Genomic DNA, 22,123 nt, shown 5'->3' on the forward strand with positions numbered 1-22,123 from the left:
ATGCCCGAGTGCCGTTATCGGGCATCCGGTGACATTTGATAATGGTAAATTTACCGCAGAGCCGCGGAGATAGTGAACCCTTCCATCCTCTGCGCCCTCNGGTGACATTTGATAATGGTAAATTTACCGCAGAGCCGCGGAGATAGTGAACCCTTCCATCCTCTGCGCCCTCCGCGACTCAGCGGTGAGGATGTCTTTTTGTGGTTTGCTTTTAGTATTCGTCGGCGATGGCCGGACCGGCATAGTTATCAAAACGTGAGAAGTGGCCCTGAAAGGTCAGCCGTGACGTGCCAATAGGACCATTCCGCTGCTTACCGATAATGATTTCGGCAATACCTTTTTCCTGACTGTTCTCGTTATACACCTCGTCGCGGTAGATAAACATGATTAAGTCGGCATCCTGCTCGATCGAGCCGGACTCACGCAGATCCGAATTAACCGGCCTTTTATCGGCCCGCTGTTCCAGACTCCGGTTCAGCTGGGACAGCGCAACCACAGGCACATTGAGCTCTTTAGCCAGGGATTTTAAAGAACGTGAAATCTCGGCAATTTCCAGGGTACGGTTTTCACTCAGACCCGGCACCTGCATCAATTGCAGATAATCCACCATAATCATCGAAATTCCGCCACGCTCACGGGCCAGTTTGCGGGCTCGGGTGCGTACTTCCATTGGCGTAAGCCCGGAGGCGTCATCAATAAACAGGTTGTCTTTTTCCTTGAGCATAGCCATGGTATTGGAGATCCGGGCCCAGTCTTCATCATCCAGTTGCGCAGTACGGATCTTCGTCTGATCAACCCGGCTCAATGAAGCCAGAATACGCATCATCAGCTGCTCTGCGGGCATTTCAAGGCTGAACACCAGTACCGGCTTATCTTCCAGCAACATCGCGTTCTCGCACAAATTCATAGCGAAGGTGGTTTTACCCATAGACGGACGAGCCGCCACAATAATCAGATCCGACGGTTGCAGGCCGCTGGTTTTCTTATCCAAATCCTTAAATCCGGTAGAAACACCGGTCACTTCTTTGCCTGATTTTAGCAAGGCTTCAAGACGATCGACGGTATGGGTCATTACCGTCTCGATATTCTGCGGCCCTTCACTGTTACCCGCTCGCTGTTCAGCTATTTCAAACACCCGGCTTTCGGCCATATCCAGCACATCCCCGCTGGAACGCCCTTCCGGGTTGTAGCCCGTTTCAGCAATTTCATGGGCCACACCAATCAACTCTCGCAGGATAGCCCGCTCTTTAATGATTCTGGCATAAGCCACTACGTTAGCTGCGCTGGGGGTATTTTTGGCCAGTTCACCCAAATAGGCAAAGCCACCAGCAGTGTCCAGCTCATCCATCTGCTCAAGCAAATCAGACACCGTGACCAGGTCCACTGGCTGGCTGTCAGAAAGTAATTTCAGGATGGATTTAAAAATGGTTTGGTGAGCACGATTGTAAAAATCTTTCTCAAGCAGGATTTCAGCCACCCTGTCCCAGCAATCCGGCGCGATGAGCATGCTGCCAATCACCGACTGCTCGGCCTCCATCGAATGAGGCGGGATCTTGAGCTTCTCGACTTTACTGTCTCGCTCTTTGTGAGAGACCACTTTCACTGGCTGAATTCCTGAATATAACGAGCTGATATTATGCGTGATTCGGCCCCGAGGTTAAAGCGTAACATCGCATTATTCACCGAACGGTGGCGGGCAGTACATACTACCCGCCATAAAAGCCTGCTCAGTTATTTCCTAACAGCACCGTGCCGCTTACCGTTGAAACACTGACTCGCCCACTGCCTTTCTCAGTGCTAAATTTAAGCCAGCGGGAGGGGCCATATTTGGCTTTGCCGGGTTTGTCATCAGTCAGCTTATTGCGTAATCGGCCACCAGCGTGACCTTCGATATCAAAACGCGCAGAAACGCCGTGCTGAAAACGCAATTCAATACTGCCACTGACACTGCTGGCATTGACCTCACCTTTTTCCGCCAGGTCTAATTTGACACGGGTATCGCCATTAACATTACTCACCCGCAACTGCTCTGTATGACCCATTCTCAGTTCACTTTCGGCATTTACTGTCTCGAGTTTCACTCTGGGCACCTGAGTGTCGGCGTAGATATCGCCGTTAACAGATTCATAGACAATTTCATCGCCGCGCGACCCCCTGTCCCGAATCTTGCCGTTAACCGTATCGAGATTAATATCACCGTTTAAGTTATCGCTTTGTATTTCACCGTTGACTGTACTGATACGGATCCTGCCCTGTAAATCCTGCACCCGGATATTACCGTTTACCGAACTCAGGTCTGCTCCGCCAAGAATGCCCCTGGCATCCAGATCGGCGTTGATATTTTCATACTCCACAAAACTACCTGCTGGCAGGTAGATCTCCAGGTCATCCTCCTGCTTATCCCAATCCAGCCAATCCCTGTCATTGCTATAACTACGTGGCATTTCTACTTCAATATGAATCTCATTACCCTTACCTTTAAACACAAACCCTTCGGCACGGCTATCCAGTGTGCCGGTGACTTTAACCTCAGGTTTGTCCCAGGTACGAATCACCGCCTTACCGGAATGATGTTCAATGCTGACCCGACCATTCAACTCCGCCGCAAGGAGTTTATCCACTGTCTCTGAGGCCATAAGGTTTGCTGTGAACAGCAGCGCAATACCCAGTAAGATGTTAGTTTTCATCGTATTTCTCCGTCAAATCTCAAATCTGCTGATATTTCGGTGCATGTACCCGTTCAATTAAATCAATTTGTTGCTGATGTACCTGCTGCAACATTTTAAGCAGCGCCATATTCTGTGGATCCTGCTCCAGAGCCATTCTTATAGCGCCTGCCGCCTCATCCAGCTCCGCCAGTTGTTGTTGCCAGTTATCCGTCAGCGCCGGCTGTTCTGCATACGTCGCCAATAAGGCGTTTTTCTGTTGCTGATGCTGTGTAGTCATCAACGTCGCTAATTGCTGCTCACCGTGGCTCTGCTGCCAATGGCTCAGAGACAACCAACCCAGCAGCCCAACCAGCATTACCGACGCCGCCAGACCGGACACCTTACGCCAGCTCGTGTGTGAGCCTTGCCCTGCATTCAGCGCATGCTCAATACCGGGCCAGAGATCGCGTTCAGGAGCACTTTCTTTGGGCAGTGCATTAAGCCCCTGCTGTAACTTCGATTCAAAATCATGATCAGACATTTTCAATCCACTCCTTGAGCAATTGTTTGGCACGATGTAACTGGGCCTTACTCGAGCCCACGGCCATATTCAACATGCCGGCAATCTCTTCATGCCGGTAACCCTCAATGGAATGCAGCACAAAGACCTGCCTTGCGCGCTCAGGTAACCGCTGAATGTACTTATCCAGATCCCAGTCACTTTGTGGCTCAGCATGTTGCTGTGCCAGTTCGGTTTCATCCTGGCTGAACAGTCGCTTTATCCAGCTTTTTTGCTTACGCATATAGGAAATACACACATTGGATGTCACTCCGTGAAGCCATGTAGTGAATTTGCTCTGACCGGCATAATTATCGATTTTGCGCCAGAGTTGGATAAACACCTCCTGCGTCGCATCCTCTGCCAGTGACTTATCGCCGCACAGACGCAGGCACAAAGCATAAACACGCCCCACATGCTTTTCATAAAGTTTATGGAAAGCCTGTTTATCACCGGCTTTAACCGCATCAATGGTTGCTCGCTCGGCTTTATCAATAAACTGCTCGCCAGCCTCGATCAGTTGTCCATGTGCTTGCAATGAAAGTGATTCCTGTTGTAGTTATCCGGGCATCTCGTCACTTACAGATGCCTCGTTTTTCTGTTCTTTGTAGGTTAGTCGTCAACATTTACACTAAGGTTTAAATGCAAAGGTAAAAAAATAACAACCTTTGTGCGTCGCCAGTGCTGGAAATCGACCACTGTTTCAGGGATGATCGTCACCCATAGTTTCCTGAATCTGCAGGCTCAAAGCAATGACAACAAAAAAACGCCCTTTGTATATTCCCCATGCCGGCCCTTCATTGCTGGAAACGCCTTTGCTGAATAAAGGCAGTGCGTTCAGCGCTGATGAACGCAAGGCTTTTAATCTGAACGGTTTGTTACCGCCTCGTTATGAAAGTATTGAAGAACAGGTAAGCCGTGCTTATATGCAGTACTCAAGCTTTGATACGCCGATCAACAAACATATTTATCTGCGTGCCATTCAGGACAATAACGAAACGCTCTTCCATCGTCTGGTACAGGAACATATTGAAGAGATGATGCCTATCATCTACACCCCGACAGTGGGTGATGCCTGTGAACAATTTTCTGATATTTATCGCAGTTCCCGGGGCCTGTTCATCTCTTATGCTGAGCGCGAACATATCGACGATATCCTGCATAACGCCACCAAAGGAAAGGTTAAGGTTATCGTGGTAACCGACGGCGAGCGCATTCTTGGACTGGGCGATCAGGGGATTGGCGGAATGGGCATCCCTATCGGCAAACTCTCACTCTATACCGCTTGTGGAGGTATCAGCCCTGCTTATACATTACCGGTAATGCTTGATGTGGGTACCAACAACGAAAAACTACTGAATGATCCCATGTACATGGGTGCGCGCCACAAACGTATAGGACAACAGGAATATGATGCTTTTGTGGAAGAGTTCATCCGCGCAGTACAGCGGCGTTGGCCCGATGCCATGATCCAGTTTGAAGATTTTGCGCAGCAAAATGCCACCCCTCTTCTGAATCGCTATCGTCATCAGGTGCGTTGTTTTAATGATGATATCCAGGGTACCGCCGCTGTAACGGTTGGTACCCTGCTGGCCGCATGTCGCACCAAAGGTGCAAAACTGTCAGAGCAAAAAGTCGTGTTTGTAGGTGCTGGATCTGCGGGCTGCGGCATCGCCGAACAGGTCGTTCAACAAATGTGCGCCGAAGGTCTTGAGGATAAGCAGGCCAGGGGGCAGGTATATATGGTTGACAGATATGGCCTGCTGACGGATGGCATGGAAGGGCTACGGGATTTTCAGCAGGCATTATGTCAGCCCAAAGACAGTATCAGTGGCTGGAGTTTCAGTGGTGAATTTGCTTCCTTGCTGGATGTGATCCACTGCGCCACCCCCGATATTTTAATTGGCGTATCGGGCCAGAACGGACTGTTCACCGAGCAGGTGATCAGAACCATGAAGCAACACTGCGAGCTGCCCATTGTCTTCCCTTTAAGCAATCCGTCCAGACAAGTAGAAGTAAGACCTGAGCAGGTATTCGAGTGGACAGAGGGCGAAGTGATCATCGCCACAGGCAGCCCATTTGAAGCGGTGAAATATCAAGGTAAAACCTACCCCATCACCCAGTGCAACAACAGTTATATCTTTCCCGGCATTGGTCTTGGCGTGGTCGCCACCAAAGCAAGGTTGATCACAGATGAAATGCTGATGGCCGCCAGCACCACTCTGGCGGCAGCATCACCACTGGCTAACACCGGCAAGGGAGGGCTGCTGCCCCCACTGACAGAATTGTTTAAACTGAGCAAAGATATTGCCTTTGAAGTGGGTAAAGTTGCTCAGGAACAAGGACTGGCACTAGAGATGTCCGATGAAATGCTTCGTAGCAAAATTGAAGCCAATTTCTGGACGCCACAATATCGCCAGTATCGCAGAGTGAGTATTTAGTACCTGAATTTAACCACAGAGACACGGAGAACACAGAGGCATCAAGAGTTTAATCCCTTATACCTCTCTGTGCCCTCTGTGCCTCTGTGGTAAATGGCTTTTTTCGTGCCTTTCGTGTTTTTCGTGGTTGAAAGTTTTTTTGCAGTGGATGTCGCTTGGCGTTATCCGGGCAACTCATTCAGTCAGTTTGTTGACTAATCAGTTCTGCCAGTGCCTGCATGGCCAGGTCTGCCTTGTCTGCAGGTACAAATAAGTGATCGTGAAAGAATCCAGATACCGGATTTACGCCCATATCTGATCTGGCCAGGTGAGAGGTAATGCATGCCAGAAAGCCGACAGCATCAAGTGCCGAGTGGATATTCAGGGTAATCATCCGGCTGACAAAGTCATAACGAAGACCATGTTCCTGTGCTTCTCGCAACTCAGTAATCAGTGTTGGTCCTTCCTGTTCCCGGAACAACATCTGCGGCTTAAGCCCGGCTGGTATAACGCCGTCGTTTCCCAGGCAGGCAAATACAAAAGTTCGGGAATCGAGCACCGGTTGCATCTGCCTGATTAACGTCACCAGTTGTCTTTCTGCGGCCATAGGGCTCCTCCGGGATTGATTCGTAACATGTTGGCACCATATACAATACATCTACCTAATTCTGACTGGAAATCATACAATTAGCTCTGATTAAAAGTATGACTTTCTGACTAACAAGGCTATGCTTAACGCATGAATACAGAAAATCGTCGTCAGTTTACCCGCATCACTTTCTCGGCTCCGGTGGAAGCCCGGCAAGGCTCCCAGAGATGGCAGTGCCGGCTGCTGGATATTTCTCTTAAAGGGGTATTAATCGAAGCCCCGGAAGACTTCTGTGCAGACCAGAATCAATCTGTATTATTGGTTGCTTCTCTGCCCGGGATCAGCAGCAGCCTGATGATGGAGGGTGAGATCAAGCATCAGGATGACCGGCAAGTGGGTGTTAAAATCACTATGCTGGATATTGACAGTGCTTCGAGACTGCGTCGCCTGATCGAACTGAATGTTGGTGATGACACCCTGCTTAAAAGAGAACTGGAAAAACTGGCCTCTCCTTCGAATAATTAATACCAACGGCACAGCTGTTAGAAAGAGGTCCTGACTTTCGTCAGGATGACGGTGCGCATCCATACGCCTACCTCTGAATACTGACAACTGAGGCCTGATAACTTGTCTTTAAATCGCCTCCAATGCTTCAGACAAACGCTTTACACCTATCACACTCATTCCCGGTATCGACTGCTTGGGCTGATTAGCACTGGGTACGATGGCGCGGGTAAAGCCGTGTTTGGCCGCCTCACTTAAACGCTCAACACCGTTAGGTACCGGACGGATTTCACCTGCCAGCCCCACTTCACCAAATACAATCAGTTCTCTGGGCAGCGCCTGATTACGGAAACTGGATATCATCGCCAGCAGTAACGCCAGATCAGCACTGGTCTCGGCAACTTTGACGCCGCCTACTACGTTAACAAAGACATCCTGATCATTCATCTGCACATTGCCATGACGGTGTAATACCGCCAGTAGCATAGCCAGACGGTTTTGTTCCAGCCCCACCGCCAGACGCCTTGGATTAGCCATCTGAGAGTAATCAACCAGTGCCTGCACCTCTACCAACAGTGGCCGTGTTCCCTCCCAGACAACCATCACCAGACTTCCGGGCGAGGGTTCATCTTCGCGGCTGAGGAAAATGGCAGAGGGGTTACTGACTTCCTTCAGGCCTTTGTCAGTCATTGCAAACACCCCCAGTTCATTCACCGCACCGAAACGGTTTTTCTGCCCTCTGAGCACGCGAAAACGGCTGTCACCGTCGCCTTCCAGCATCATCGAACAGTCAATACAGTGCTCAAGAACCTTGGGGCCGGCCAATGAGCCATCTTTAGTAACATGCCCCACCATCAACATGGCGATATGATGCTGTTTAGCGAAACGGGTCAGATATGCGGCCCCCTCGCGCACCTGAGACACACTACCCGGTGCAGATTGAATATCCAAAAGGTGCATCACCTGAATAGAATCAATAACCATCAATTCTGGTTTATGTTTCAAGGCCAGATCGCAGATTGTTTCAATACTGGTTTCGGCCAGCAATTTAAGTTTATCCGTCGGCAGCCCTAATCGATTCGCGCGCAGTGCCACTTGCTGGAGAGACTCTTCGCCGGTGACATAGAGCGCCTCCCGGCTGGTGGCGAGTTTACACATAGTCTGCAACAGTAACGTACTCTTGCCGGCTCCGGGAGAACCACCGATCAAAATAGCCGATCCCGGCACAACACCGCCGCCTAAAACCCGGTCCAGCTCCTTAAAGCCAGAGGAAAACCTGGGTAACGCCTGCAGGTCAATGTTCTCCAATGTTTGCACTTCTGCCGTCACCAGCCCGGTATAACCACGACGGCGGGCTTCATGACTATCGTGGCCTGAAGACAACAGAATTTCAGAGATACTGTTCCAGGCGCCACAATCGTTACACTGGCCCTGCCAACGGGGGTATTCCGAACCGCAGTCATTACAGACAAAGGCACTTTTTCGTTTCGCCACTGAAATTTTCCATTCTGGTTATCCAAAAGGACAGTATATCTTGTTGATCACCAGCGGGACAGACGGCACGGAATCTGCAACAATAACCAGCATCGCGCCGTTAACGGCGCAAGAAATACCCGTAAACACCGATAACAGATTATATTGAACAATAAGTGCAGGTCGTCAGAGCATGAGTCAGGGACTAGAGCAATATCAGGACATCATCGAACAACTAAAGCCTGTGGTAAAAGAGCCGGCTTTCAATCAGATATTGTCTCAGGTGGCTGCTTCGGTCCCTAAATCCAAGCGCTTTCTGCTGAAGATGGAACTCAAACGTCAGTCAAAACCCAGTAAACGAGCCATAGATCTGCGTGGCATGGTGGATGGCAAATGCCACCCCTACGAACATGAAGGCATCACTCACTTCCTCGATGATGTCGCCATTGAGGTCTTTGAACGCCAGGTTCGCAGCTTTGGAGGCTATTCCATCGGCGTCTATGAGGCTGTCACCAACACCGAGAATAATTTTCGGGTGATGCATCAGAAGGGACGGGAAAAACGGGTGGCACCGGACGCAGATCCTGCCCTGCCACCGGAAAAACAGTATCAGGCGCCAATTATCAGTTTTTCCGGGGTTCACCAACGCCGTGAAGAACGAATGAATTTTGTGGTGCCTGTAGAAGCTTTTACCGAACTGAATGAGTCCATTCATGCCACGAGTGTTGATATTTCCATTAGTGGGCTAAAGGTCAAAGTCAGTAAACGTCACCTCCTCAAACCCGGTGACAAACTAAAACTCCATTTCCGGGGACTTGAAGCAGAATACGACCTGCATCGTGGTGAAAGTGTCAATTATCTGGTGACAGATGTGGACCGCAGCCGGGAAGAACAGCGAGTTTGTCTGAAGCGCCTTTATGATAAAGAACAACAGGCCTTTGATTCATTTCTGGAGAGCTTTATTCAGGGCAATAAAAGGCGCTACAAGGTCAATATGGATAACACCATCGAGGCCATTATGGTCAAAGGATATGAGCAATACTATATTCCTCATATCACCTCGGTTCCGGTGTTCATTGAGAAAAACGAAGACAAACTAACGCCCAGATACCTGATCAGCAACGATTGTAATAAAGACAGCATTCAATTCTGGAATGACGAGACCGGTGCATTACGCATGGGCTACCTGTTCACAAGGCAACGACTGCAAAGGTTACTGGAAAAGCCTCAGGGACAACAAAGCACTTACCTGTATGTGTTTACCCATACTACCGAAGGACGGGTTTATTTTTACAGCGCCACACTGGAAGAATTAGAAACCCACCCTAAGATTAAAGAGGCCTATCTGGCGTATGGTTCCCGGAAGGCCAGCTGGCGGGTATATAAGCTGCAGCTGACGGATATGCACCCACAACAGTGTCACACGCCCCTTTCACTGCCAGATACTGTCAATGATCAAATCCGCCGCATGAATATGCCACCCTCGGCAAGGCTGATGTCAAAACTGAAAACCCTGACGCATATTGCCCTTCTCACCGACATCAGTAATGAGTGGAACACTCTGGCCTATCAGCGGCGGAAGCTGGCCAAAGGTCAGTTATCCGGCCTGCAGGTCTTCTGCCACCCACGCAACCGCCATCCTGCTGAAATCACGCCGTATCGCTTTCGTTATCAGGAACTCAGACGGGAAACCCGATTTATGCTGCGCAGCCCGGTTACCCTCAGTTTTGAAGAACTGCGCTTAAACGGCGTCACCGAAGACTTATCTCCCTCTGGCCTGAAAGTAGAAATGCAGAACCCTTTTCCACTGGCAATGGGTGAAGAGATGCAATTGTTGTTTCCTAAACTGCAGAAACAGATGCACAAATATGGATTGAGCAGGATCAACTATGAAGTGGTGCGTATAAGTGATGATGCCAAGGTGATCCACCTTAAACTGGCAGAACAGGAAGAAACGGCGAAAAAATTCTTCGATGACCTGATCCGCAGCAACAGACGCAAATTACGCAGTAAGGGTGAAGACCGAGATATGGCGGGCATTGGTGAGGCACTGCGCAATATTTATGCAGCCAACATCCTCAATATGGCAATTTTTATCCGCAAAGACGGCATAGAGTTAACACCGCAAGGTACAACCTGTCCAAGCCCACATCATTCGCTGTACACGCTATTTACTCATCTGGCCGAGCAACATAAGTTAAACCTGTATTCTTTATATAGTGTGTTGGTTGAAGGAAAAGGCTTTATAGAACAGGCCGTAAAACATCTCAGACCACACAACAAACCCGCCGGCTTTGAGCTTTTTATCGCCTTTGATCCCTCACAAGAGAGTATTCATAAGGCAATTCAGGTCAGAGTCGCGCAGCAATTCAGAGACGATACGCAAAGACGCCAGTTTATTCGGGATGCACTCAACAAGGGGAAATTTCTGGCAATACGACTATACCTTACGCGCACAGGCCGTCCGGATATCTCCTTACTCAACGCTGAACTGAATTATGTAGGCACCTATGCGGTACACAAAGCTAAAATGCTCGAAGAACAACTGTGGGCGATTGCTGCGGTGGCAGATATTATAGATGTTACAAGCGAAGCTATCTATCGTTACGGTTTATACCCTCTTTCCCTCAAAGCTCAACATTCCGGGGCTACCGCTGAACCTCAGGCAGCGCACCAGAGTGTAACCAGCGACTGAGTACAGGGAAGTGATCCTGTGGGCCATCTTCATGGGTTAATATATCGATATGGCCATAATCATGCCGATATCGGGTTTTTCTGCCTATTAAGCCACAGGGCTGCTCCTGCATATCCAGCTCACGGACAAAATCACACATGTCCTGATAGTGACCCAGAGCCTGATCATTTTTACCTGTAATAAACCAGGTTGGCGGTAATGTCAGTGATTGTGCGGCCTGGTGATAGTCAAACTCATCGTACCGATCTTTCCATTGGTCACACCTGACCCAATGAGAAATATCACTGAGATTACTCCGCGTCTCGTTGTCAGCTCCTATGCCTAAGGCTTTAACCGGCAGGTAGCCCTTTAGCCGTGCGATCAATGGCGCCAGCCGATACCAGAACAGGTCGATTTTCAACCACCGCTCAGGATTGTGTATACGGATGGTGCGTTTGCTGCCAATCAGCAGTTGCCTGCCAATCTGCTCAATCCAATGCGGCTGACGGATAAGGCACGCCATCAGCATCACGCCTCCCCAGGAGTGCGCTACACAATGAAAAGGCTTTTCAGTACGCGATTTTACCCATGCCATAGCCCGGGGAATATCTTCACAAATCGATTCATGTTGGCCATGCTTATGGCCTTTGCCAATGACTGGCTCGCTCAAGCCTCGTCCACGAAGATCCAACACGTAAACATCGAAGCCCTGACGAGCCAGAAAACTGCCGAACCCTTTACCCTTATGATTGTAAAATATTCGCCCATTTTCCATGGAGCCATGGATCATCAGCACCGCCTGGCCATTCGACTCCGGGCCGCTTAGCTGGCACAGATGCAGGCGATGATTATCACCCGGCAGGTACAGAGATTTGATAGAAACTGAATTCACACTAACATTGCTTAATCATCAAGCAAATATAACAATTCATCCAGACCCGCAAAACGTATCGCGGCGTCAGCCTGACCTAACACCACAGGTTTCGCTTTATAGGCCACTCCCAAACCAGCCTGTGCCATCATTTTAAGGTCATTGGCTCCATCACCCATGGCGACCGTCTGTTGCTTATCAATACCGAAACGCTGCGCCAATTCCTCCAGTGTCTGCGCTTTCACTGTTGCATCGACGATCTCGCCCTGTACGCGGCCTGTCAATCGACCGTCGATAATCTCCAGTTCATTGGCACGAGCAAAGTCCAGTCCCAGACGCAATTTCAGATAGTCAGCAAAAAAGGTAAACCCTCCGGAAACCAGTGCGACTTTCCAGCCATGACGTTTCAGCACACTGACCAGTTTCTCCAGGCCTGGCATTAATGGCATCGCTTCTCTGATCTGCCAAAGGGTTTCCTCACTGGCTTGTTCAAGACAAGCCACACGGTTTCTCAGACTCTCGGCAAAATCCAGCTTTCCCTGCATAGCCTGCTCTGTAACCTCTGACACTTGCTCACCGACCCCAGCCAATTTAGCAATTTCATCAATGCATTCCATCGCAATCATGGTGCTGTCCATATCCATCAGCAGCAATCCGGGTTTGTTCAAACGAGGGGGGCACGTGAGCAGATTAAGCTCCAGTTGATAAGCCAGTGCCAGTTTGTGTAAACGGTCCTCCTGCAGGCCCTCTGGAGCCATCGCAACGTTCATTACAACCGCATATTCCTGCTCGCAACCTGCTTTTACGACGGCATGGATTTCCTTTACCTGCACCCTATCCTGCAACGCCTGCTGAACGTTCAGTATCTTATCCAGAGTCAGCGCCTGAGCGCGTATAACTAACCTGGCCGATTGCCAGTTCTGTGACACCTCAGGGGGTTTCTCACCTCCCATGGAGCAGGCCATGCCTCCTAGCTGTTCCGCACTGAGGTTAGTGCAGACTTTTTCAGGCTGCAGTTGGGAGAGCTTCAGATCCGGAATTTCAAACAGCTGACGTAAAAACTGACTGGAATGCCGTTGGCTGGATTGTAATTGCAGTTCGGTCAAAATGATTACCAAGGGTTCGGGTGGATTGCAGATTCTACCCAATCGGCCCCTTAGCCCCAAGTGATAATTGGAATCATATATATCCACACAACACACCACCTGTGTTGTCGGTAGAATTCCATAAAGACCTGCTCAGTGCCTGTGGTATAGTAATCTCATTATGAAAGTATCCATTTCCTTTGACCAAGCGGAACAGGTCAGTCCCAGCACCTATTCCATCTATAAAAGGCTGGCCAACCTCGGGTTAGCTGTCGCAGCGCTGATTATCGCCGTCAATATCTGGTTTTTCAGCGCCGGACAGGACACTGAAGACCTTCAGGCTCAGGTCAACCAGTTGGGGCGCAGCCTGACCGCACAAGGAGCAGGGCTGGCGGGGTTAACCATGTCTTCGCAACAAACAGACGCAGTTTCCGGGCAGCAAATACTCATTCAATTAGCGCAAGATCCTCATGTTCGTGCCGCCAGCATTCATGATGCGAGGGGCAGAGAATTAAACCAGGCCGGGGAGCGTATTGCTGTGACCAAACTTTTCGCCAGCCAGGAAAATGCTGACAGTCTGGTTTATGTTCAGGAAATACTGCACCAGGGGAGCCTCCAGGGCTATATAAAACTGATACTGGACCGTTCACGGGTACTAGAACATCAGTCAGGATTGACGCAATACTACGCGCAACAAAGCCAGGTATTGATGTTACTGGCGTTTGCCATTGGGGTGTTACTGACCCGAGGCTTTTACAAACTGCGTTACCCGCTTTTACGACAACCCGAATAACCGTCGCGCATTTTCATCTGTTCGTTGCTCCAGCTCATCCAGCGGCTCTTCACGTATTTCCGCCAGTGCCAGGAGTACTTCATCAAGATATTCCGGGCTGTTGCGTTGCCCCTGACGCCCATTGATCGGCATATCGGGAGCATCCGTTTCCAATAAAATCGCTTCAATGGGCAGAGCCGCCACCGCATCACGGGTTTTGCGGGCTCGGGGATAGGTAATCGTACCGCCTATTCCCAACTTAAAGCCCCAGTTGAGATAAGCCTGAGCCTGTTCGATGCTGCCTGAGAACGCATGGATCACGCCACCCTGGTCAAAACCGGTGGTCTTCAGGCAATGGAGAATACGATGATGGGATTTGCGGTGGTGAACGATCACCGGTAACTGATACTGCCGGGCCAAGTTAAGCTGAGCACAGAAAATCTCTTCCTGTTGTTGCTGGCTGATACCGACGGTACCCCCATAATCCAGCCCGATCTCGCCAACCGCTTTGACGTCTTTTTTATGGGTATTAATCAGCTTTTCGAGAAGACTTAAGTCAGCAGGCTGGTATTGTTCAAGGAACCAGGGGTGTAATCCCAGCGCAAAGTCCAGTTCAGATTCCTGCGCACACAGGGCTGTCAGGTTTTGCCAGGTAGCGGAGGCCACCCCGGGAATCACAATCCGCCCGACACCTTTGTTCCGGGCCTGCTCAATAACCTGTTGGCGATCATCATCAAACGCGGCAAAATCCAGATGGCAATGACTGTCAATCAAGCTGAGCTCCCCGGTTCAGGGCATCAGGCGTTCAATTTGCCAATGCCCCTGTTGCTGTAAACTGTAGCAAAATCTGTCGTGCAACCGATGCTCTCCACCCTGCCAGAACTCTATCTGGTGCGGAACAACCCTGAAGCCACCCCAGAATGACGGTAAAGTGACATCGCCCTCGGCGAATTTCTGTTTCACTTCGTTAAATTTAGTTATCAGCATCTGACGAGTGGAGATTGGCCGGCTTTGCGCCGAAGCCCAGGCCGCCAGCTGGCTTTCACGGGGGCGTGAGAGAAAATAGCGCGCCACGTCGGTTTTCGACAGAGGCTGCGCCTGACCGCAGATTTTCACCTGGCGCTCAAGCAGATGCCAGGGAAAATGCAGTGAGATTTTATTATTCCCGGCCAGTTCTTTTGCCTTACGGCTTTCAAGGTTAGTGTAAAAGACAAAGCCTTTTTCAGACACATCTTTGAGCAGCACAATACGTTGGGAAGGCTGCCCTTGTGCATCCACTGTAGCGACCGTCATTGCTGTAGGATCAGGAATACCGGCGTTGATCACATCCTGCAACCAGACTTCAAATTGTACGATAGGGTCTGCATGCAGATCTTCTCTGTGCAGACCGCCCTGAGTATATTCACGCCGTAATGCCGCAAGATTCTCTATCATTGACGACCCCTTTATTTATCGGAACAAATTACAAACGCTTCGTCATATTCGCTCGCTGTTGGAACGAGCAATACCCGCCAGCTCGAGCTCCTGTAGAGCCCAATTCATTGGGCTAATGGCGTCAGGCCCACCTTTGCAGTTCGAATAAATTCGACCCTACAAGGTTTAACTGTAGCTCGGAATTTCTTCCGACAAACGTAAACGCCAATCCGTCATTTAAACGTTCCGACAGCTACTGATTGTCACCGTAGCCCAGACTTCGCAGTGCCCGTTCATCATCGGCCCAGCCAGACTTTACTTTTACCCAGAGTTCCAGAAAAACCTTGTTGTCGAATAACCTTTCCATATCCTGACGGGCTTCCTGACCAATGGTTTTCAGGCGCTGCCCGCCCTTTCCTATCACCATCGCCTTTTGCGAATCCCGCTCAACCAGGATCAGGCCATTGATCTGATACACCCCTTTCTCCGACAGCTTGAATTGCTCAATTTCGACGGTAACGGAGTATGGCAGTTCATCGCCTGTAAAGCGCATCAGCTTTTCGCGAATAATTTCCGCCGCCATAAAGCGCGATGAACGATCAGTAATATAGTCATCAGGGAAAAAATGATCACTGGCAGGCAAACTTTTGTGCACCATATCGCGGATTCTGTCCACATTATGGCCCTGTTTGGCTGAAAGCGGGATTACCTGAGCAAAATCATGCTTTTCGGCCAGCCATTGCATTTGTGGCAGCAAGGTATCCCGGTCTGTAATCTTGTCAGTCTTATTGACCAGCAACCAACATTCAAGCCCGCTTTCTTTTATCTTGTTGAGCACCATATCATCATCATCGGTCCAGCGAGTGCCTTCAACAATAAACAACACGAGTCCCACATCAGATAGTGAACTTGATGCGGCCCGGTTCATAAAGCGGTTTATGGCCCGCTTTTCCTCACGGTGCAGTCCCGGCGTATCCACGTAAACAGTCTGCCGGTTGCCCTCGGTATCAATTCCAAGAATTCGATGGCGGGTGGTCTGAGGCTTACGGGAAGTGATACTCACCTTCTGGCCAAGTAATTTATTCAGCAGAGTTGATTTGCCCACGTTCGGCCGACCCACTATAGCCACCATACCGCAGTAATTCTGTTGTTCAGCTGTCATGGCTGAGTTTCTCCATTACTTTGCGGGCCGCCTGCTGCTCAGCACGGCGACGACTGTTCCCCTGAGCCGAGATCACCTGTTCCAGTGCTGCGACCCGGCACTCAACCACAAAAGTCTGTTCATGGGACTTACCCGTTACTTCCACCACTTCATAGTCAGGTAATGGCAGTTTGCGCCCCTGCAAGTACTCCTGAAGACGGGTTTTATGATCTTTGGGATGTTCGTTTGGATCGAGCTTTGCCAACCTCGGCGCATACCAGTTAAGAATCAGGCTACTTACCGTATCCAGCCCGGCTTCCAGAAAGATTGCGCCGATAATAGCCTCAACCGCATCAGCAAGAATGCTGTCGCGGCGAAAACCACCACTTTTGAGCTCACCGGGACCGAGCTTCAAAAGCTCACCCAGATTAAATTCCCGACCCAGTTCAGCCAACGTTTCCCCCTTCACCAGGGTAGAACGCATACGAGTGAGCTTACCTTCCGGTTGCGTAGGAAATCGCTGATACAATTCTTTGGCAATCACCATACCCAAGACCGAGTCACCAAGAAATTCCAGTCGTTCATTATGCTGCTTACTGGCGCTGCGATGGGTAAGAGCCAGCTCCAGCGCGCTAATATTCTCGAACTGGTAACCCAATATCTGGCTCAGTGATCTGTAGTCCTGCTCCATTTAATCAATACCACCTATACGGTCAAACCTTATTCCGGTTGGGATCCAGCCAGGAACCCAACTGCTTGGCGGCCGATCGAACTCAAAACTTATCCAGATGGCGACGGCCTTCCCGACCAGATTTTCATCGGGGACAAACCCCCAATAACGACTATCACGACTGTTATCTCTGTTATCACCCAATACAAAGTAATGGCCAGCGGGCACCAAAAACTCATCAGCCTGAGTTCCGGGCTGTGAATAATAGTCCTGTACTTGTGGCAGAACGGCAGGATTACGCAGAACGTCATGACGCTGCTCACCCAACTGTTCAGTAAAACGCTCCAATGGGATCATGCTCTGATAAAATTCACCACGCTTCTCAAATGACAGTTCCACTGGCTCCAGCTCCGGGCAACTGGCTCGCTCAGCTTGCTCACACGCAGGGCGTATATAAACCTGTTTATTACGGTAAACCACCGTATCGCCCGGCAACCCCACCACTCTTTTAATGAAGTCTACATTGGGATCTTCCGGGTATTTGAATACCGCAATATCCCCACGTTCTGGGCTGCCCATTTCAATAAACTTGCTACGTACCACAGGATCCTTCAGACCATAGGAATATTTATTCACCAGGATAAAGTCCCCTACCAACAGGGTCGGCATCATTGAACCGGATGGAATCTGAAATGGCTCATACAAAAAGGAACGCAATACCAGGACGAAAGCGATAACAGGAAAAATCTGCTGAGCCGTATCCACCAGATAGGGAACAGGGGCCACCTTGTTAATGGTGGCTTCATCCAGTTGCCCGCCAGCAGATTGTTCGGCCAGACTAAGTTTTTCTTTACGCTTTGGTGCCCATAATAATGAATCCGCCAGCCAAATCAGGCCCGACGCCACAGTAATAATCACAAGAAATATAGAGAAATAATTAGCCATTTACTTTCCTACCTTTAGCACAGCCAGGAAGGCATCCTGTGGCAGTTCCACATTGCCTATCTGTTTCATGCGTTTTTTACCTTCTTTTTGCTTCTGCAGCAGCTTTTTCTTACGGCTGACGTCACCACCATAACATTTGGCGATAACATTCTTACGCAACTGTTTTACCGTGCTTCTGGCAATAACGTGATTGCCTATGGCCGCTTGTATGGCAATATCAAACATCTGCCTGGGGATCAGTTCCCGCAACTTATCTACCATTTCCCGACCACGGCGTTGGGAATGTTCCCTATGGGTAATCAATGCCAGCGCATCAACCCGTTCACCGTTAACCAGAATATCCACTCTGACCATATCGGCGACCTGGAATTTCTTAAAGTTATAGTCAAGCGATGCAAAACCACGGCTTGTGGATTTAAGACGATCGAAAAAATCCATCACCACTTCAGCCATAGGCAATTCATAGGTTACCGCGACCTGATTGCCGTGATAAGTCATATGGGTCTGCACGCCGCGCTTCTCAACACACAAGGTGATGACGTTACCCAGATAATCTTTGGGCACCAGGATATTGGCCTCCACAACAGGCTCATGAATCTCTTCAATATCATTGACTGCAGGTAACTTCGAAGGGTTGTCTACACTCAGAGTCTCACCTTTTGTTGTTACCACTTCATACACCACCGTTGGCGCCGTGGTGATCAAATCCAGGTTGTATTCACGCTCCAGTCGTTCCTGAACGATCTCCATATGCAGCATACCAAGAAAGCCGATGCGAAAGCCAAACCCCAGAGCAGAGGAGCTTTCCGGCTCAAAAAATAACGAGGCGTCGTTCAATGCCAGCTTGGAAAGCGCGTCACGAAAATCTTCATAATCATCAGAACTAATAGGAAACATGCCCGCATAAACCTGAGGTTTTACTTTCTTGAATCCGGGTAACGCTTTTTCCGCTGGTTGTTTCGCTAACGTCAGGGTATCACCTACGGGGGCCCCCTGAATCTCTTTGATACCGGCAATCACAAAGCCCACTTCACCGGTGCGTAATACGCCGGTATCGGTTGCTTTGGGAGTGAAAATACCAATCTTATCCACCTGGTGTACCTGGCCATTCGACATAATCTTGATTTTGTCACCGGCTTTGAGCTGACCGTTGATCACACGCACCAGTGACACCACGCCCTGATAATTATCAAACCAGGAGTCAACAATCAGGGCCTGCAATGGCAACTCAGCGTCTCCTATTGGTGGCGGAATCTGACGCACGATCACTTCCAGAACCTCTTCAATTCCCATGCCGGTCTTAGCAGAACAGCGCACCGCCTGCAGGGCATCTATGCCAACAATATCTTCTATTTCTGCAGCCACCCTGTCAGGCTCTGCCTGGGGCAAATCAATCTTGTTCAGAATCGGCACAACTTCCAGATCCATCTCAATAGCGGTATAACAATTGGCCAGAGTCTGCGCCTCAACGCCCTGACCTGCATCTACCACTAACAGAGCCCCTTCGCAGGCAGCCAGTGAACGGGATACCTCATAGGAAAAATCCACGTGGCCGGGGGTGTCAATAAAGTTAAGCTGATAGGTTTCGCCATCTTTAGCGGTATAATTGAGTGTCACACTCTGCGCTTTGATTGTGATGCCACGCTCCCGCTCAAGATCCATTGAGTCCAGTACCTGTTCGGCCATTTCTCGGTCTGAGAGACCACCGCAGGTATGAATTAAACGATCCGACAGCGTAGATTTGCCGTGGTCGATATGAGCAATAATGGAGAAGTTGCGAATATGCTTAAGCTGCTTAGTGTTTTCTGACATGTACCTGCTACTTCGTATGCTGAATGCGTAGTTTAAAATTAAGGCCGCGATTTTACCCTGTTCTGCTCCGCTTTGCGATCTGTACTCATTACTATCAGTACAATTGGCTGGTGGCAGGCTTTAAAGCCAAATTTTTTGTGCGCGTTATACCTGCAACAGGAGCGCTGAACAAGGATGCCAGCTTGTGTTTCTCCACTACACTTATGCAGACATTATCCCTCTGAAATTCCGGCCGGAAGTGTACATTTATTGTCCAAATACAGCCCTTTATCGCTGAGTTATGCCATTCAAACACCAACATGTCGAAATAATTTACACAAAGTCGTGAAAACAAGTAAATTAGAATAAATAATCATTAATAATCAGTTGGATGCAAATAAGGCATTGAATTTGCTTAGCCTTAAAAAGGAACTGTTATTATGTAGTTCCTTGGATAGAATTAATTAACGAGGATGTTTATGAAGAAGTTTGTTAAAAATATCTCACTTGCTGCGGCAATGTTGGTTACATTTAATGCAAATAGTGCACTGTTGCATTTTGAAGGCAATATTGAATACCACAATGATGTGATATTAACGTATTTTACGATTGAAAATGATGCAACCGATGTCCGTTTATGGACCGACTCTTTTATGGACGGTATCAACTTTGATCCTATTACTGCACTGTGGCAGGCTGATGGCACGTTGATCAACGAAGATGACGATAATGACAGCATTAACCCTGAAACACAGACTACGTTTGACTCGGGTTTCACACTAGACTTCCTGGCCGCTGGCGAATATATCTTTAGTGTTGCGACTTACAATAACTTTGCCTCTGGCAACAACCTCAGTAACGGTTTCGATTTCGACGGTGAATCACCTATCGCCCTATCAGAATGGACTCAACCGGCCAATAGCACTGGTATGGGTAGCTATTGGAGCGTGTGGTTAGACGGTGTTGACAGCGCAAGCAATCCATCTGATCCGACCGAAGTGCCTGAACCACTAAGCCTGCTATTGTTTGCTGCTGGTTTACTGGGTCTGAGAGCCTGCAGAAAATAAAAAAATTTTACCAAGCCAATCCCCGCGGGTTGGCTTGATACTCCCCTACCCTAACCCAGGTCCACAGAAGAAATGCGATCTTTCGCTGCCGGTAAAATTCGCAACAATCTGGGCTGATAAATCTGCTTGTCATCCCGCTGCAACATACGGCGCACTTTCCAAAAAGCCAGGGCAGTGGTTGAAAAAGAAAACAATACCACCCAAAGCTCGCTCTGCAGTTCAATATACGGCAACGCATACTGCCCCAGTAAAGCACTGAGAACTAATGCGATAAGCGGTACCATATACATTAACGCCGATGCACCGAGCAGTGCTTCTTCTGGAATCCCCAACTTAACCTGTTGACCTACTTCAGCATGCTTACTCCACCTGAAAATAAGGGTCTGTGTCTTAGGTGATAAAGCCCGCGCAACAGTGCCTGTGCCACAATGATCATTGGCGACACAACCACCGCAGGTAGTTTTAATCATGGTTTCGACCCAGATATGATCCTTATCCACCGCTTTAATAGTGCCCAGTTCTTCAATCACGGGACGTTCTCCCTGACAAACTGATCGACTTGGCAATAGAGCTGGCGGTTTGCGGTGGAACTTTACCCACTACGGTAATTTCCATTTGTCCGTTTTGTAGTGACAGCAGGGTATTGGCTCCCTGTTGCAGCCAGCCATTTTCAGCCAGATCAGAGTCCAACTTTTGCAAATACACTGACACATCCACCATGCCGTCACTAAGCATCATATAATCAACCCACTGTCCTGTAAGAGGTAAACGATGAGTACTGCGGCGTACCTCCATCATTCCTGCTGGTAACCAGCCAAACTGCCAATCCGCATTCTGGCTGGGTCGATCAGCAGGGGCGATACGCTGAGGCATTTTCTCAGCTTCAATACGAGAGAAATACTCATCGGGCTGTGCGGTAACATTCATAGACGTCACCTGAACCTGCTCCAGTGGCTCTCCCTGCATATTCAGCATATCCAACCTCAAAATCAAAGCCGTCTGCTTATCAAGCCAAAGATTATAGCTATAACGACTTTTGTCCTTGCTGACTATTCTGAGCTGTTGTGCCAATCTGCCGGAGACCCGGCTGGTGCCCACCATCACAAAGTCATAACCCTTTGCCAGATTTGCTGGCTGTCGGAATAGCTCAGCAGGGATGGGGCCATTGATGACTTCGGATTGCAGGGAATAGGGGGGAACATTAGGTTCGAAGTAACTGACTTTATCAGCCACCCGAACGACTTCACGACCAGGGCCATTAAGCATACTTAAATGCTCCATCTCCTGATCAGCTACCAACGCATGGCGCCAGGTGTAAGGCTCAAAATCTCCATTGGGATAGAGTAAGACAAAGGATATCTGGTAATTGAGATTACGAAGTGACCAGGCCATTTTCTCCAGCCAGGCTTTAGCAACACGCTCTGCACCATCCTGCTGCTGTGCGGATACAGGTTGTCCTACAACAAGCAGCAGTATCATCAGTGCACGTAAACAACTCATG

21 protein-coding genes are annotated in these 22,123 nt (G+C 49.3%); 5 read left to right on the forward strand and 16 right to left on the reverse strand.

Translation table 11 applies throughout. The features are described from left to right. Nucleotides 1-211: 211 nt before the first annotated feature. From dnaB to CDA54_RS10610, 4 genes are all read right to left on the reverse strand, one after another. Nucleotides 212-1,603, reverse strand: coding sequence for a replicative DNA helicase (dnaB, locus tag CDA54_RS10595; protein WP_099034978.1), 1,392 nt, complete (start codon nt 1,601-1,603; stop codon nt 212-214). 124 nt (nt 1,604-1,727) lie between these two features. Continuing rightward, entirely contained in the window at nt 1,728-2,687 is a 960-nt protein-coding gene (locus CDA54_RS10600; RefSeq protein WP_099034979.1) for a DUF4097 family beta strand repeat-containing protein, read from the reverse strand. Between the two features lie 19 nt (nt 2,688-2,706). Further along, complete coding sequence (locus CDA54_RS10605) at nt 2,707-3,189, reverse strand: hypothetical protein (RefSeq protein WP_099034980.1); 483 nt, start codon at nt 3,187-3,189, stop codon at nt 2,707-2,709. Then, nucleotides 3,182-3,745 carry an RNA polymerase sigma factor gene (locus CDA54_RS10610; RefSeq protein WP_099034981.1) on the reverse strand — a complete coding sequence of 188 codons (564 nt, stop codon included), beginning with the start codon at nt 3,743-3,745 and terminating at the stop codon, nt 3,182-3,184. The genes CDA54_RS10605 and CDA54_RS10610 overlap by 8 nt, the downstream gene beginning before the upstream one ends. A gap of 214 nt (nt 3,746-3,959) precedes the next feature. Between CDA54_RS10610 and CDA54_RS10615 the strand changes: the two genes are divergently transcribed. Further along, nucleotides 3,960-5,648, forward strand: a complete 1,689-nt coding sequence (locus tag CDA54_RS10615; protein WP_099034982.1) for an NAD-dependent malic enzyme — start codon at nt 3,960-3,962, stop codon at nt 5,646-5,648. Between the two features lie 178 nt (nt 5,649-5,826). Here the strand turns inward: CDA54_RS10615 and CDA54_RS10620 are convergent, their stop codons facing one another. Further along, nucleotides 5,827-6,234 carry an ACT domain-containing protein gene (locus tag CDA54_RS10620; protein WP_099034983.1) on the reverse strand — a complete coding sequence of 136 codons (408 nt, stop codon included), beginning with the start codon at nt 6,232-6,234 and terminating at the stop codon, nt 5,827-5,829. A gap of 132 nt (nt 6,235-6,366) precedes the next feature. Here CDA54_RS10620 and CDA54_RS10625 point away from each other — a divergent pair, with 132 nt between their 5' ends. After that, the gene (locus CDA54_RS10625; RefSeq protein ID WP_099034984.1) at nt 6,367-6,741 is read left to right on the forward strand and encodes a PilZ domain-containing protein; all 375 of its coding nucleotides are present in this window, start codon (nt 6,367-6,369) and stop codon (nt 6,739-6,741) included. A gap of 108 nt (nt 6,742-6,849) precedes the next feature. Here CDA54_RS10625 and radA read toward each other — a convergent pair whose 3' ends face one another. Beyond that, nucleotides 6,850-8,214: a DNA repair protein RadA gene (radA, locus tag CDA54_RS10630; RefSeq protein WP_099034985.1), complete on the reverse strand. Its 1,365-nt coding sequence runs from the start codon at nt 8,212-8,214 to the stop codon at nt 6,850-6,852. A 172-nt stretch (nt 8,215-8,386) separates the two neighbouring features. Between radA and CDA54_RS10635 the strand changes: the two genes are divergently transcribed. Then, nucleotides 8,387-10,888, forward strand: a complete 2,502-nt coding sequence (locus CDA54_RS10635) for a PilZ domain-containing protein (RefSeq protein ID WP_099034986.1) — start codon at nt 8,387-8,389, stop codon at nt 10,886-10,888. Here CDA54_RS10635 and CDA54_RS10640 read toward each other — a convergent pair. Next, entirely contained in the window at nt 10,842-11,759 is a 918-nt protein-coding gene (locus CDA54_RS10640; RefSeq protein ID WP_099034987.1) for an alpha/beta fold hydrolase, read from the reverse strand. The two genes, CDA54_RS10635 and CDA54_RS10640, sit on opposite strands and share 47 nt — an antisense overlap. A gap of 11 nt (nt 11,760-11,770) precedes the next feature. Continuing rightward, complete coding sequence (serB, locus tag CDA54_RS10645) at nt 11,771-12,844, reverse strand: phosphoserine phosphatase SerB (protein ID WP_229748128.1); 1,074 nt, start codon at nt 12,842-12,844, stop codon at nt 11,771-11,773. Nucleotides 12,845-13,004: 160 nt separating this feature from the next. On the opposite strand from serB, the gene CDA54_RS10650 reads away from it, so the two are divergent. After that, a complete protein-coding gene (locus CDA54_RS10650) occupies nt 13,005-13,616 on the forward strand; it encodes an AhpA/YtjB family protein (protein WP_099034988.1) in 612 nt (203 codons plus the stop codon). Here the strand turns inward: CDA54_RS10650 and CDA54_RS10655 are convergent. From CDA54_RS10655 to lepA, 6 genes are all read right to left on the reverse strand, one after another. After that, complete coding sequence (locus CDA54_RS10655; protein WP_099034989.1) at nt 13,599-14,369, reverse strand: TatD family hydrolase; 771 nt, start codon at nt 14,367-14,369, stop codon at nt 13,599-13,601. The genes CDA54_RS10650 and CDA54_RS10655 overlap by 18 nt on opposite strands. Before the next feature lie 15 nt (nt 14,370-14,384). Next, nucleotides 14,385-15,029: a pyridoxamine 5'-phosphate oxidase gene (gene pdxH, locus CDA54_RS10660; protein ID WP_099034990.1), complete on the reverse strand. Its 645-nt coding sequence runs from the start codon at nt 15,027-15,029 to the stop codon at nt 14,385-14,387. Nucleotides 15,030-15,261: 232 nt separating this feature from the next. Then, on the reverse strand, nt 15,262-16,170 hold the full coding sequence (gene era / locus CDA54_RS10665; protein WP_229748129.1) for a GTPase Era: 909 nt from the start codon (nt 16,168-16,170) through the stop codon (nt 15,262-15,264). Continuing rightward, entirely contained in the window at nt 16,160-16,840 is a 681-nt protein-coding gene (gene rnc / locus CDA54_RS10670; protein WP_099034991.1) for a ribonuclease III, read from the reverse strand. The genes era and rnc overlap by 11 nt, the downstream gene beginning before the upstream one ends. Next, nucleotides 16,841-17,764, reverse strand: a complete 924-nt coding sequence (gene lepB / locus CDA54_RS10675) for a signal peptidase I (protein WP_099034992.1) — start codon at nt 17,762-17,764, stop codon at nt 16,841-16,843. Further along, nucleotides 17,765-19,576, reverse strand: coding sequence for a translation elongation factor 4 (gene lepA / locus CDA54_RS10680; RefSeq protein WP_099034993.1), 1,812 nt, complete (start codon nt 19,574-19,576; stop codon nt 17,765-17,767). 458 nt (nt 19,577-20,034) lie between these two features. On the opposite strand from lepA, the gene CDA54_RS10685 reads away from it, so the two are divergent. After that, complete coding sequence (locus tag CDA54_RS10685) at nt 20,035-20,622, forward strand: DVUA0089 family protein (protein WP_099034994.1); 588 nt, start codon at nt 20,035-20,037, stop codon at nt 20,620-20,622. 50 nt (nt 20,623-20,672) lie between these two features. On the opposite strand, the gene CDA54_RS10690 is transcribed toward CDA54_RS10685, so the two are convergent. Further along, complete coding sequence (locus CDA54_RS10690) at nt 20,673-21,152, reverse strand: SoxR reducing system RseC family protein (RefSeq protein ID WP_099034995.1); 480 nt, start codon at nt 21,150-21,152, stop codon at nt 20,673-20,675. After that, nucleotides 21,145-22,122, reverse strand: coding sequence for a MucB/RseB C-terminal domain-containing protein (locus CDA54_RS10695; RefSeq protein ID WP_229748130.1), 978 nt, complete (start codon nt 22,120-22,122; stop codon nt 21,145-21,147). Before CDA54_RS10695 ends, CDA54_RS10690 begins: the two co-directional genes overlap by 8 nt. Nucleotide 22,123: the final 1 nt, after the last annotated feature.

Origin of the sequence: Lacimicrobium alkaliphilum (assembly GCF_002591895.1) — a bacterium.
GTDB lineage: Bacteria > Pseudomonadota > Gammaproteobacteria > Enterobacterales > Alteromonadaceae > Lacimicrobium > Lacimicrobium alkaliphilum.